Here is a 13767-nt window from a genome sequence, read left to right as displayed (position 1 = left end):
ACTCTGTACGACGTACGGTGTATCTCATACGCAGATTACGGGGAGGGTCAGCTTGAGTACGCAGAGTCCTGTCAAAAGAGTTCTCGACGTCGATGCGGTCCGGGGCTTCGCGCTCCTGGGGATCTTCGCCGTCAACGTCACCTTCATGGCCTCCGGCTATCCGGGGAACCTGGTGACCGACCCCGACTTCGACTCCGGGCTGGACAACCTCGTCCGCGCGCTGTCGTCCGTCTTCATCGACATGAAGTTCTACGTGCTCTTCTCGTTCCTCTTCGGATACAGCTTCACCCTCCAGATGGAGTCGGCGAGTCGGGCCGGTGCCGCCTTCTCCGCGCGGATGCTCCGCCGGATCCTCGGGCTCTTCGTCCTCGGCGTGCTGCACACCGTCTTCCTCAACGGCGGCGACGTGCTCACCACGTACGCGGTGGCGTGCCTGTTCCTGCTGCTGCTGCGCAACGTACGGGACCGGACGGCGATCCGGATCGCGTTCGGCCTCTACGCCCTGGTGCTGTTCAGCCTGGTCGCCAGCGCCCTGTTCGTGGACCGGTCCGCGTTCCTGCCCGGGGAGGCCGAAGCACTGGTCAACGCCGAGCACGCGACCCAGGCCCTGCTCGGCGGGTGGGGCTCGAACATCGGGGAACACCTGGACGGCCTGCCGCTGCTGGTCATCCAGGCGGTGAGCCTGCAGGGCCCGACCGCGCTCGGCCTGTTCCTGCTCGGTATGGTCGCCGGCCGGCGGCAGTGGTTGGCGCGGGTGTCCGGCCGTGAACCGGTCCTGCGCCGGATCCAGTGGATCGGCTTCCCGGTCGGGCTGATCGGGTCGATCGTCTACACCGCCAGCGGCGGCAACGGCAACAGCCTCGGGGTCGCCGCCAGCGTGGCGACGGCACCGGTGCTGACCGCCGCGTACGTGGCCACCCTCCTGCGGATCATGCACACCCCGCGCACCGCGGCCGTACGGGCAGTGCTCGCTCCGGCCGGCCGGATGGCCCTCACCAACTACCTGTCCCAGTCCGCGGCCTGCCTGCTCGTCTTCAGCGGCATCGGCCTCGGCTACGCGGGTACGTTCTCGCCACTGGCCCTGTTCGCCTTCGTCGCGGCAGTGTTCGCGGCCCAGGTCGTACTGAGCATGCTGTGGCTGGGGCGCTTCCGCTACGGCCCCGTCGAGTGGGCGCTGCGCTGGTTCACCAACGCCCGCCGCCCGTCATTCGTCGCGCCACCCGGGCACCACGAGGACGCTCCCGAAACGACACCGATCCGCGAGCCGGAGTTGCGCCCGTAGGCCGTACCGACCAACCCGCGACCGGTCCACTGGGCGTATCCGGCCCGGCGGGTCGGTCGCGCGGCACGGCAACAGAGTCGCGGGGCATGGCAGCAGGACCGGGTAGCTGGCTGTACCACCGAAACGGCAGTGCGCTGGATCGAAACCACGGTCGATGTCCGACAGGCTCGAAGGGCCCGGAAGACCACGACGATCCAGCAGGGAAGTGATTCAGGTGTCGAACCCCGAAAACGATTCACCGCGTACGGATGCAAAGCCCCGCCCACGACGGTGGGTGATGGCCGTGACGGGAGCGACCCTCTGCGGTCTGCTCGCCGGAGGCGCGGCGGCCGCACCGATCGCGAACGCCGAAACCGCCGCCGGTGGCGATCGCGCCTTGCGGCAGAGCCTGGAAGGACTGGTCCGGGACGACCGGTTCCCCGCCGCCCTCGCCTCGGTACGCGACCGCGACGGGCGGGTCCGCAACTACACCGCCGGTGTCGCCGACCTGAGGACAAAGGCGAAGGTCCCGGTCGACGGTCAGGTCCGGATCGCCAGCAACACCAAGATGTTCACGGCCACCGTCGTGCTCCAACTCGTCGGCGAGGGGCGGGTCGACCTCGACACGCCGGTAGAGACGTACCTGCCGAACCTGCTGCGCGGCGACGGCATCGACGGCCGGAACATCAGCGTCCGCCAGCTCCTCCAGCACACCAGCGGGCTGCCGGACTACGACGAGGACCTGGTGCCGGACTACTTCTCCGTCCAGCACACCTACTTCGAGCCGTACGAGGTGCTCGACGTGGCGCTGCGCCACCCTGCCCTCTTCGCTCCGGGGAGCGGCTGGGAGTACAGCAACACGAACTACATCGTCGCCGGCCTGCTGGTGCAGAAGGTCACCGGGCGGCCGATCGGTGAGGAGATCACCAAGCGGATCATCGACCGGATCGGGCTGCGGCACACGTACTGGCCGGCGCTCGGCGAGCAGACCATCCGCGAGCGGCACCCGAACGGGTACCTGGCCCTCAGCCCCGACGCGCCGCTGCGCGACGTCACCGAGTCGGAGCCGTCGATGGGCTGGGCGGCCGGGGCGATGGTCGGCACCCCGAGCGACCTCAACCGGTTCCTCGCCGCGCTCGTCGGCGGCAAGCTACTCAAGCCGGAACAGCTCCGGCAGATGCAGACCACGGTGGAGGCGCCGGGCGCAGACACGGTCGGCGACACCAGGTACGGGCTCGGGCTCGCCACGTTCAAGCTGAGCTGCGGCGGCTTCGCCTGGGCGCACGGCGGCGACGCACCCGGCTACGAGACCCGCAACGCGATCACCAGCGACGGCCGCTCCGCCACCATCGCCGTAACCGCCCTCCCCAGAACCCTCGAAGCCGCCACCCACGTAGAAGCAGCCCTGAACACCGCTCTCTGCCAGTGAACGCCTCGTTGATCATGAAGTTAGCGCAGATTTTCCGCGATTCCGGTGCGCTAACTTCATGATCAACGCGGGTCAGATCCAGCGGCTGCCTAGCCACATGCGGGCGGACCATTCGGCGTAGGGGAGGATCTGGCCTACGAAGACGGGGTAGAAGTAGGCGAAGCAGATCGCCACGAGCAGGACGTACGCGCCGGCGATGATGACGCCGACCGTACGGCGGTCCAGGCCGCCGGAATCGGACCCGGCGGGATGGTTGGACAGCTCGGCAGGCAGGGTCTCCTCGGACAGTTCGATGGTGGCCCGCCCGGAGCCGTCCGCCGGCACCGGTGCGCGGACCGCGGCCGCTGCCGCCGGTGCCGGGGATTTCGCCGGACCGATGAGCGCGCCGAGTACGTAGGTGACCGCGAGGATCAGGAACGGCAGCGCGGGAGCGGTGTAGAAGGAGAACATGGTGCGGCCGTCGAAGGCGTACCAGAACCAGGGCAGCAGGCCGGCTGCCACGCAGAGCAGGATCGCCCCGGCCCGCCAGTCCCGGCGGGCGATGCCCAGCCAGGCGGTCGCGGCCAGCGCGGGCAGGAACGACCACCACAGGATCGGGGTGCCGAGCAGCAGGATCTCCGCCGCACAGCTCGACGCGCCGCAGCCGCCGTCGGAGGACCAGTAGAACGCGACCGGGCGGCCGAGCAGCAGCCACTGCCACGGCCACGACTGGTAGACGTGCGGGGTGACCAGTGTGGTGTGGAACTTGTACGCCTCGGAGTGGTAGTGCCACAGGTTCTGCAGCGCCCCGATGACCGGCAGTTCGGTCTTGCCGGAGTCGGCCAGCCAGTGCCGGAAGTAGCCGTGGTCGGTGAGGAACCAGCCCGACCAGGTGGCGATGTACGTGGCCAGGATCAGCACACCGGCCAGTGCCAGCCAGCCGATCTCGCCGAGCAGGGCGTCCCGCCACGGGCGTCGTACGCCGGCCGAGCGGCGGACGCCGACCTCCCAGAAGATGACCAGCAGGGCGAACGCCGGTACGAAGTAGAGCGCGCTCCACTTGACGCCGAGCGCGCAGCCGAGCAGCACGGCGGCGAGCAGTCGCCACCACGGGACACTCTCGGGGAACCGGAGTGGCAGCCGGCCGGCGCGACCGGGGACGCTCGGGTCGAGACCCGCCTCCATCGCGGTCAGCCAGCGGCGGCGCCGGTGGTCCCGGTCGACGACCAGGGCGGCGAACGCGGCGAAGATGAAAAAGAGCAGGAAGACGTCGAGCAGTGCGGTACGCGACAGCACCAGGTGGAAGCCGTCCAGGGCGAGCAGCAGGCCGGCGGCGCAGCCGAGCACGGTCGACCCGAACAGGCGACGGGCGGTCCGGACCAGGATCAGCACCGTCAGGGTGCCGATGATCGCCGCCGAGAAACGCCAGCCGAACTCGGGCGAGGTGGTCATGATGTGGCCGGCAGAGACGACGTTGCCGTCGGCGTCGGAGTAGCCGAAGGCCCACTCACCGATGCCGATCAGCCACTTGCCGAGCGGGGGGTGGACGACGTACGACGGGACGTTGTCCTTGTAGTTCCACTCGACGCCCTTGCTGACCAGGCCCCAGGCGTCCTTGGCATAGTAGGTTTCGTCGAAGATCTTGCCCTTGGGGTGGCTCAGCCCGACGAGTCGCACCACGGCGGCGATGGCGACCACCACCAGGGTGGCGAGCCAGGAGTACGGCTCCAGCCGGGTGTCGAACGGGACCAGTCGGCGCCGCAGGATCGTGGGCAGGCCACGACCACCGGGTGTCTCCGGTACGGCCGCCGTCGAGCTGGCCGGGGGACCCTCCGGTGGTGCGCTGGCCGTAACGCCCGAGTGATCGCGGTCGCTGTCGCGGCTTTGGGTCTGCGCTGTCGACGCCATGGTCACCCCGCGATCGTAGGCTGCGGGAGCGGGAGACGGAGTCCTACGCCGCCCTGTCATTTTCACGTGTATCGATGAGGGGAAGTTTCTGGTGGGAGATATGTCGGGTAACGGGCGACTTGTCGTACTCGGTGCGCCGCTCGGGAACCCCGCCGACGCCTCCACCCGACTCCGGGAGATGCTCGGCGCGGCGGACGTGGTCGCCGCCGAGGACACCCGTCGACTCGCCCGGCTCGCCCGGGACCTCGACGTCACCATCAAGGGTCGGATCATCTCCTACTTCGAGGGCAACGAGGAACGCCGTACCCCCGCACTGGTCGAGGCCGTACTCGCCGGAGAACTGGTCGCGCTGGTCACCGACGGCGGCATGCCGAGCGTCTCCGACCCCGGATACCGCCTGGTCAGGGCCGTGGTCGACGCCGGTGCGCCGGTAACCGCGGCCCCCGGCCCAAGCGCCGTCACCACTGCGCTCGCCCTCTCCGGGCTCCCCGTCGACCGGTTCTGCTTCGAGGGCTTCCTGCCCCGCACCGGCGGCGCCCGCCGTACCCGGCTGCGGGCACTGGCAGCGGAGGAGCGGACCCTGGTCTTCTTCGAGGCGCCGCACCGGGTCGCCGGCACGCTGACCGATCTCGCCGACACCTTCGGCGCCGACCGTCCGGCCGCCGTCTGCCGCGAGCTGACGAAGACGTACGAGGAGGTGCTGCGCCGGACCCTGGGCGAACTGGCCACCTGGGCCACGGAGGGCGACCCGCGCGGCGAGATCACCCTCGTGGTCTCGGGTGCCAGCGCGACACCCGCGATCCGCCCGAGCGACGCCGACCTCCGCGCGGCCGTCGCCGACCGGGAGGCCGCCGGCGTCTCCCGCCGCGACGCCATCACCGAGGTCGCCACCGGGTACGGCCTGCGCCGCCGCGAGGTGTACGCGGTCGTGCACACCGTGTAGGGAAGGCGACCTCCGAAACCCGGGCTCGGCGGTGCTCGGCTCAGAAGGTGGCGGCCAGGAAACCGGCGGTGATCGCCAACGGCCCGGCGAGCCCGACGAGTACGGCGCCCCGGCGGGCCGCCCGGTTCGGCAGCCGGTCCGCCCCGGTGGCCCAGACGATGCCGACGCCGCAGAGCAGCACCAGCGTCAGCCCGAGCGCCCAGCGCAGGTGCAACGACCCGGTGCCGGTGCCGACGTACGCGGTGCCGCTGTCACCGCTGATCATCCGCGCGGTGAGCTGCCAGCCTTCGAGCTTGTCCTCGGCGGGTACCCCGGCCAGCCGGATGTCCTCGGCGGTGAACCCGCCGTCCGCCGAGATGAACTCGCCCCGGCAGCGCTGGCCGATGCCCTGACCGGTGCAGTCGATCACCGTGGCCGTACCGAGGTCGCCGTGGCCGAAGGCGAGCCAGAGCGGTTCCACGCTGACCCAGGCGAAGAAACTGGAGAGCAGCGCCAGCAGGACCAGCCCGGCCAGTCCGGACGCTGGCCGGCGCGGTGGTTTCGGCGGCTGGGCCGACCGCTCCGCCAACGTACGCCGGGTCGGGAACGACCAGAGCCGCCGCGGCCGGTCGTCCGGGTCGGGCCGGGCCGGTGTGCCGTCCCAGTTCACCTGTTCGATCGGCAGCCAGAAGTCGTCCTCGTCCTCGGCTGCAGGTGCGGGCGCCGGCACCGCGCCGACCCTCGTGGAGGTCTGTGTACCGTCCGCGGACGGCACCGTACGCGGCCCCGTGTCGGCGATCCGGGGCACCCGCTGCGGCACCGTGTTGCGCGGTGCGCCGGTGGTCGGCTCGATTCCGGCGGACACCGGCGCGGCGAGCCACGGTGAACCACCCCCACCGGGTACGGCACCCGCCTCCGTCGCCGCTCCGGTCGCCTGCCCGACCCTCGATCCCGCCGCCTGCCCGGGTGTCTGCCCAGGTGTCGGCCCCGATGTCTGCCCGTTTGTCGGCCCAGCCGCTCGGCCAGCCATCTGGTCGGCCGCTGGTTCGGTCGATGGCCGGGTCGATGCCCCGGCCGGCGTGGTCGGTCCGGCTGCGGGACCGGTCGGTCCGACCACGACCGGCCCAGCGGTGGGCGCGGGTCCTCGTGTCGGCGTCGGCCGGGCGAGTGGGGACTGGGCGAGTGGGGACTGGGTGAGTGGGGACTGGGCCGGCGGGGACTGGGTGGGTGGGGGTTGAGTGGGTGGGGGTTGAGTGGGTGGGGGTTGAGCGGGCGGGGCTTGAGTGGGTGGGGGTTGAGCGGGCGGGGCTTGGGGTGGGCCGGCGTGGGGCCGTGTCGGTGGAGTGAGGGGCGCGGGTGGAGTCAGGTGCGCGGGTGGAGTGAGGGGCGTGGGTGGAGCCGGGGGCGTCGGCGTGGGTGACGCCGCCGGCAGGGGTGCCCACGGATCCGGGCGGTCGGCCGGGGTCGGCGGGTTGTCGGCTGGCGTGGCGCCGTCGGTGGAGGACTGTCCGGCGGCCGGCGATTCGCCGCCATCGGCCGGGCCCGGGTCGGTTTCCCCTGGCTGTTGCCCGTCTGGTCTACCGGTCACAGAGAGTATTGGACTATGCACACTCGTTCCGGAGGGGCAGCTTGGGGCGCGTGTCGCCGACAAATCGGGCGCAGAAATCCGACTGGCTTCCGGATGGGATGGCCTTGCCGACCCGGCGCTGGTGTCCCGGACCGGTGGGCTCGGTCGATGGATCTCCGTCCGGGCGAGCCCGCAGCCGAGGCGTCACCGGAGCGCCGGTGGGGCGCCCGGAGCCGGATCGGGCCTATTGGTTCGCGGTCGCCCGGTGACGGTCATTAGGCTTGCTGTCCATGAGTCACGTTCTTGCGGCGGTCGCCTGGCCGTACGCCAACGGCCCGCGCCACATCGGCCACGTCTCCGGCTTCGGAGTGCCCTCCGACGTGTTCAGCCGGTACATGCGGATGGCGGGTCATGACGTGCTCATGGTCTCCGGCACCGACGAGCACGGCACCCCGATCCAGGTGCAGGCCGACAAGGAGGGGGTCAGCCCGCGTGAGCTGGCCGACCGCTACAACCGGGTGATCGTCGAGGACCTGCACGGCCTCGGCCTCTCCTACGACCTGTTCACGCGTACCACCACCGGCAACCACTACGCCGTAGTGCAGGAGCTGTTCGAGGGGCTGCACCGCAACGGCTACATCGTGCCCAAGGTGACCATGGGAGCCATCTCCCCGTCCACCGGCCGTACGCTGCCCGACCGCTACATCGAGGGCACCTGCCCGATCTGCGGCTACGACAGCGCGCGGGGTGACCAGTGCGACAACTGCGGCAACCAGCTCGACCCGATCGACCTGATCAACCCCCGCTCGAAGATCAACGGTGAGACGCCGGAGTTCATCGAGACCGAGCACTTCTTCCTCGACCTGCCCGCCTTCGCCGAGTCGCTGGCAAAGTGGCTGGACACCCGCGAGGGCTGGCGGACGAACGTACTGCGGTTCTCCAAGAACCTGCTGGGCGACCTGCAGCCCCGGGCGATCACCCGGGACCTGGAGTGGGGCGTGCCGATCCCGCTCGACGGCTGGCGCGACCGCAACGACAAGCGGATCTACGTCTGGTTCGATGCGGTGATCGGTTACCTCTCCGCCTCGATCGAGTGGGCCCGCCGCTCCGGCGACCCGCAGGCGTGGCGGCGCTGGTGGGCGGCGGACGGCGAGGGCAAGGACGCCACCGGTTACTACTTCATGGGCAAGGACAACATCGTCTTCCACTCGGTGATCTGGCCGGCGCTGCTGCTCGGCTACTCCGGCGAGGGCGACCGGGACGGCACGCCGGGCGAGCTGGGCCGGCTCAACCTGCCCACCGAGGTGGTCTCCAGCGAGTTCCTGACCATGGAGGGGCGCAAGTTCTCCTCTTCCCGCCAGGTGGTCATCTACGTACGCGACTTCCTCGAACGTTACGACGCCGACGCGCTGCGCTACTTCATCGCCGTCGCCGGCCCGGAGAGCAACGACACCGACTTCACCTGGGCCGAGTTCCTCCGGCGCAACAACGACGAGCTGGTCGCCGGCTGGGGCAACCTGGTCAACCGGTCGATCTCGATGGCGGCGAAGAACTTCGGCGCGATCCCGCCGGTCGACCCGGCCGGGCTCACCGAGGCGGACGAGGCGATGCTGGCCGTCGCGCGTACGGGCTTCGCGACGGTCGGGAACCTGATCGAGCGGCACCGGCAGAAGGCGGCGATCGGCGAGGCGATGCGGGTGGTCGGCGAGGCGAACAAGTACCTCTCCGAGCAGGCGCCGTGGAAGCTCAAGGGCGAGGACTCCAAGGCCCGGATGGGCACCATCCTGCACGTCGCCCTGCAAGTGGTCAGCGACGCGAACACCCTGCTCACGCCGTTCCTGCCGCACTCCGCGCAGCAGGTGCACGAGCTGCTGGGCGGCACCGGCGTACACGCGCCGATGCCCTCGATCGTGCAGGTGGACGACCTGGACGGCGGGCCGTCGTACCCGGTGCTGACCGGTGACTACACGGTCGGCGCCCGGTGGGAGTCGACTCCGATCGAGTCCGGGCGACCGCTCGCCGCGCCGAAGCCGGTGTTCCGCAAGCTCGACCCGTCGATCGTGGACGAGGAACTCGCCCGCTTCGGCGACTGACCACTTCGGCCGCCGGGCATCTCCTACGACAGCACGTGTACCGCCAGGTCCGCTTCGTCCAGCCCCGTGCCGGGACGATGCGGACCTGGCGATGCTGACAGCTTGACCGACCGACCTGGCACAACCCTCGTGGAATTCTTGAATCCGCTGGTCAGAGCGGCTCGGACGAGTCGAGTTTGGCGGCGACCTCTTCGGCCTCCGGGTGGCCGATGTCGGTGAGGATCATCCGGGCCTGCTGCCACGCGGTCCGGGCCGCGACCGGATCACCACCGGCGAGCCGGGTGTCGCCGAGATGGTGCAGTGCCTCGGCCTCGCCGTACCGGGTGCCCAGTTCCCGGGCCAGCTCGATGGCGTGCTGGAAGCACGCGGCGGCCCGGGTGTAGTCGCCGGTGTGGTGGTGGACGAAGCCGAGACTGTCCCAGGTGTTCGCCTCGCCGACCCGGTTGCCGATCTCCTCGTGCAGCACCAGGGCCTTCTCGCAGTAGTCCAACGCCTGCGGGTAGTCCCCGACCTGGGCGTAGTGCCAGCCGGCGTTGTTCAGCGCGTTCGCCTCGCCGCTCTGGTGCCCGGTGGCCCGGTACAGCTCCAGCGAGAGCAGGTCGTGCCGGATCGCGTCGTGGAGTTCACCCTGCTGCTGGTACACCATGCTCAGGTTCAGGTGCGTGTGCGCCTGTCCCACGTGGTCACCGAGCAGGCCCAGCAGGTCGAAGGCTTCGCCCAGGTGCCGGTGCGCGTCCGGGTAGCGGCCGAGCAGGGTGTACGCCCGCGCCAGGTCCCGGTGCGAGATCGCCTGCATCGGCAGGTCCCCGAGCCGGGACGCCGACGCCAGCGCGGCGTGCTGGGTGGCGAGCCGGTCGTGCCGGTGCGCGCGACGGTCGAAGTAGGTGACCATGCACCAGGCCAGTTGCCAGGCCTGGCCGTCGAACCCGTGCTCGGCGGCCTGCCCGATGACCGCCACCAGCACCGAGTGCTCGGCGGTCAGCCAGCCCATCGCCGTCTCGTAGTCGTCCGGGCGCTCGACCACGACGTCCCGACCCGGCGGCTCCGGGTCGATCGGGTCCCGGTGCGGGTCGAGCAACTGCGCCGCCCGGTACGCGGTGTGCAGGTAGTGCTCGATCAGCCGTCGCAGGGCCCGGTGCCGCTCCGGTTCCGGGTCGTCGGCCTGCCCGAGTTCGGTCGCGTACGCGCGCAGCAGGTCGTGGCAGGCGTACCGGCCGGGTGACTGCTCGGCGATCAGGTGGGCGCGGGAGAGTTCGGCCAGCAGTGGGCGTACCCGGTTGACCGGCAGTCCGGCCAGGCTCGCCACCGCCGGCACCGAGATGTCCGGGCCGGGATGAAGTCCCAGCAGCCGGAACACCCGTGCCGCGGGCGGGCTGATCGCCCGGTACGACCAGGACAGCGCGGCCCGTACGTCGAGCAGCGGGTCGCCGCTGTCGAAGGCGTCCAGTGCGCCGTCGGGGTCGTGCAACTCGGCGGCGAGGTCGGCGAGTGGGAAGCCGGGATGGGAGGCGGCCCGCGCGGCGACCACGGCGAGCGCCAGGGACAGCCGGGCGCAACCGGCGACGATCCGGTCCACGGCCTCCGGTTCGGCGCTCACCCGTTCGATGCCGAGCCGGCCGGCGAGCAGCGCGCGGGATTCGTCGGCGGTGAGCAGGTCCAGGGTCAGCGACCGGGCGGCCTCGGTGGCGACCAGCCCGGCCATCTGGTTGCGGCTGGTCACCAGGACCAGGCAGCCGGGGCCGCCGGGCAGCAGTGGCCGGACCTGTTCGGCGTCGCGCGCGTTGTCCAGGACGATCAGCATCCGTTTCTCCGCGACCAGGCTGCGATACAGCCCGATCTGCGCGTCCAGGTCGGTCGGCACCGAGGACGCCGGTACGCCGAGCGAGTCCAGGATGCCGCGGACCGCCGCCGACGGTGGCACCGCCGTGGCCGCCGGTTCGAAGCCGCGCAGGTTGACCCAGAGTTGACCGTCGGGGAAGCGCCAGAGGTTGTCGTGCGCCCAGCGCGACACCAGCCAGGTCTTGCCCACACCGCCGGTGCCGCAGATGACCCAGAGCCGGGTGTCGTCCGGTGCGGTGAGCGCGACCAGTTCGGCGGATCGGCCGATGAACAGCGGCGGGCGGGCGGGTAGTTGCCGGGGTACCGGTGCCCTGGTCGACGTCGGTTCGACGAGGGTGGGCGGTGGGTCGAGCGACGGTTCCGCGTCCAGGATCTGCCGTTGCCGGGCCTGCAAGGCGGGTCCCGGGTCGGTGCCAAGTTCGTCGACGAGGAGTTGCCGGGTGCGCTGGTAGTGGGCGAGGGCGTCGGCCTGCCGGCCGGACCGGTACAGCGCGAGCATGAGCTGGCCGGCGAGCCGTTCGTCCAGCGGGTGGTGACGGGCGAGCGCCGACAGTTCGGGCAGCATGCGGGCGTGCTGTCCGAGTCGCAGCGCCGCCTCGGCACGCTCCAGCTCGGCGCCGAACCGCTCCTGGGCCAGGGTCTCGCGCAGCGAGTTCAGCCAGGGTGTGTCCAGTTCGGCGAATGCCTCGCCGCGCCACAGGCCGAGGGCTTCCTCCAGCAGTGCCAGCGCCTGCTCGTCGCCGGCCGAGCGGGCCTGTCCGATGAGGTGCCGGAAGTGGTGCAGGTCCACTGCGGAGGGACTGACGGTGAGCAGGTATCCGCCGGACTGGCGGGAGATGGCGACACCGTCCGCCTCGACCAGGCACCGGCGCAGCCGGGACAGGTAGCTGTAGAGCGCCGACCTGGCCCGCTGCGGCGACTGTTCGTCCCACACCCGGTAGAGCAGCTGGTCGACGGGGACGGTCCGGTTCGCCTCGACCAGCAGGGCGGCCAGCACTGTCCGCTGTCGGGCGTGACCGAGGTCGACCGGGCGGCCACCGACACGGGCCTCCACGTCGCCGAGCAGCCGGAACTCAACTGCCAACTGGCTGCCCCCCCGGCGTGTGTCGATATTCGTGTCAGCCGGCATGACCAGCCGATTCAAGGATCCTACAAGCTTCCCGGCAGGCCGACCGTCTACTGTCGACGGCCGGCTCGTCGGTGACAGGTTCCGGCGCCCCGCAGGACGTACGCGTGGTGCTAGAAGCCGGCGACGTAGCTGTTGGTGGCCTCGACGGCGCCCTGGGCGAGCGCCGCCGCCTCGTGCAGGCGCTGCTTGGCCTGTTCGAGGCGGACCAGCGCCTCGGCGACCTGGGCGTGGTTCGCACCGCTGGTGATGCCGCGCAGCAGCGCGGAGGTCCGGTCCATCGACTCGGCGATGGACCGGATGGTCGCCGCCTGCCGGGTCGTCTCGTCGTTGAAGCGGCCGATCCCGGCCTTGACCTCTTCCACCGATGCCATCTCCGCATCCCTCCCCATCGCCGGGTGCCACTGGACGTGACGGGGCCGACCGTACCGGAGCGTGACGGTCGGTCGGGTCGACGCAGCCGGTGCCGAGCGCGGAGACGCAGGCCACAGCAGCGAGAACGCAAGGGGGCTTGCGTATCGAAGATTAGGTCAGGCTAACCTAACCCGGTGCCAACCGAGGTCGTCCCGTCCGTCGCCGTGCCAAGCCAGGCCCCGCCATCGCAGTCACGATCACTGCGCCGGGCGGCGGTCGGCTGGCGCCTGTCCGGGCTGGTGCTCGCGCTCGCCGTGGTCGTGCTGGTCGCGCTGACCAGCCTCGCCGTCGGCGCCAAACCGATCGCCTTCGACACCGTCGTCCACCAGCTCCTGCACTACGACGGATCCGACGACGGCATCATCGTGCGCAGCCTACGCATCCCCCGTACGCTGCTCGGACTCGCTGTCGGGGCGGCGCTCGGGCTGGCCGGGGCACTGATGCAGGCGCTCACCCGCAACCCGCTCGCCGACCCCGGACTGCTCGGCGTCAACGCGGGCGCGGCCGCCGCCGTGGTCACCGCGATCGGTGTCCTCGGCGTCACCAACCCCATGGGGTACGTCTGGTTCGCCCTGCTCGGCGCCGCCCTCGCCGCCACGGTCGTCTACCTGCTCGGCTCCCGCGGGCGCAGCGCCGCCACCGCCGTGCGGCTGACCCTCGCCGGTACGGCGATCACCGCCGCCCTCACCGGTTACATCTCCGGCCTGGTACTGCTCGACCCGCAGACCTTCAACGGATACCGGTTCTGGTCCGTCGGCAGCCTCGCCGGCCGGGACCTGTCCGTACTCACCGCGGTCGGCCCGTTCCTGCTGGTCGGTACGGTGTGCGCGCTCGCCCTGGCCCGGCCACTGAACGCACTCGCCCTCGGCGAGGAGAGCGGCCGCGCACTCGGCGCGCACCTCGGCCGTACCCGGGCAATCGGGGTGGTCGCGGTGACCCTGCTCTGCGGCGCGGCGACCGCCGCACTCGGACCCGTCGCGTTCGTCGGCCTGACCATCCCGCACATCGCGCGGGCCCTGGTCGGCCCGGACCAGCGCTGGATCCTGCCCTACTCGATGGTCCTCGCCCCGATCCTGCTGGTCGGCGCCGACATCATCGGCCGGGTCGTCGCCCGGCCCGGCGAGGTCGAGGTCGGCATCGTCACCGCGTTCCTGGGCGCGCCCGTGCTGGTCGCGCTCGTCCGCCGGACCCGGGTGGCCCAACCGTGACCGCCGCCGCACCCGCACCCG

At 71.2% G+C, this 13767-nt stretch carries 9 protein-coding genes; 5 read left to right on the top strand and 4 right to left on the bottom strand.

The genetic code is table 11. The features are described 5' to 3' along the window. The first annotated feature begins 52 nt into the window (after positions 1-52). The gene (locus AB0J90_RS31060; RefSeq protein ID WP_363601960.1) at positions 53-1282 is read left to right on the top strand and encodes a DUF418 domain-containing protein; all 1230 of its coding nucleotides are present in this window, start codon (positions 53-55) and stop codon (positions 1280-1282) included. A gap of 277 nt (positions 1283-1559) precedes the next feature. Next, complete coding sequence (locus tag AB0J90_RS31055) at positions 1560-2690, top strand: serine hydrolase domain-containing protein (protein WP_363601958.1); 1131 nt, start codon at positions 1560-1562, stop codon at positions 2688-2690. Positions 2691-2762: 72 nt separating this feature from the next. Here the strand turns inward: AB0J90_RS31055 and AB0J90_RS31050 are convergent, their stop codons facing one another. Further along, on the bottom strand, positions 2763-4643 hold the full coding sequence (locus AB0J90_RS31050; RefSeq protein WP_363601956.1) for a phospholipid carrier-dependent glycosyltransferase: 1881 nt from the start codon (positions 4641-4643) through the stop codon (positions 2763-2765). 34 nt (positions 4644-4677) lie between these two features. Here AB0J90_RS31050 and rsmI point away from each other — a divergent pair, with 34 nt between their 5' ends. Then, positions 4678-5520: a 16S rRNA (cytidine(1402)-2'-O)-methyltransferase gene (gene rsmI, locus AB0J90_RS31045; protein ID WP_363602068.1), complete on the top strand. Its 843-nt coding sequence runs from the start codon at positions 4678-4680 to the stop codon at positions 5518-5520. A gap of 40 nt (positions 5521-5560) precedes the next feature. Here the strand turns inward: rsmI and AB0J90_RS31040 are convergent, their stop codons facing one another. Beyond that, on the bottom strand, positions 5561-6364 hold the full coding sequence (locus tag AB0J90_RS31040) for a hypothetical protein (protein ID WP_363601954.1): 804 nt from the start codon (positions 6362-6364) through the stop codon (positions 5561-5563). A gap of 992 nt (positions 6365-7356) precedes the next feature. On the opposite strand from AB0J90_RS31040, the gene metG reads away from it, so the two are divergent. Continuing rightward, positions 7357-9159, top strand: a complete 1803-nt coding sequence (metG, locus tag AB0J90_RS31035; RefSeq protein WP_363601952.1) for a methionine--tRNA ligase — start codon at positions 7357-7359, stop codon at positions 9157-9159. A gap of 151 nt (positions 9160-9310) precedes the next feature. On the opposite strand, the gene AB0J90_RS31030 is transcribed toward metG, so the two are convergent. Further along, positions 9311-12082 (bottom strand): BTAD domain-containing putative transcriptional regulator, encoded by a 2772-nt coding sequence (locus tag AB0J90_RS31030; RefSeq protein WP_363601950.1) that lies wholly within the window; start codon positions 12080-12082, stop codon positions 9311-9313. Between the two features lie 155 nt (positions 12083-12237). After that, on the bottom strand, positions 12238-12498 hold the full coding sequence (locus tag AB0J90_RS31025; protein WP_363601948.1) for a hypothetical protein: 261 nt from the start codon (positions 12496-12498) through the stop codon (positions 12238-12240). 174 nt (positions 12499-12672) lie between these two features. Between AB0J90_RS31025 and AB0J90_RS31020 the strand changes: the two genes are divergently transcribed. After that, the gene (locus tag AB0J90_RS31020; protein WP_363601946.1) at positions 12673-13746 is read left to right on the top strand and encodes an iron chelate uptake ABC transporter family permease subunit; all 1074 of its coding nucleotides are present in this window, start codon (positions 12673-12675) and stop codon (positions 13744-13746) included. The last annotated feature ends 21 nt before the right edge of the window (positions 13747-13767 follow it).

The sequence above is a fragment of the Micromonospora sp. NPDC049523 genome, from assembly GCF_040676775.1.
In the GTDB taxonomy this organism is placed as follows: Bacteria; Actinomycetota; Actinomycetes; order Mycobacteriales; family Micromonosporaceae; genus Micromonospora_G.
Note: the sequence above shows the minus strand (reverse complement) of the source record. Positions and strands in the feature narration are given on the sequence as shown.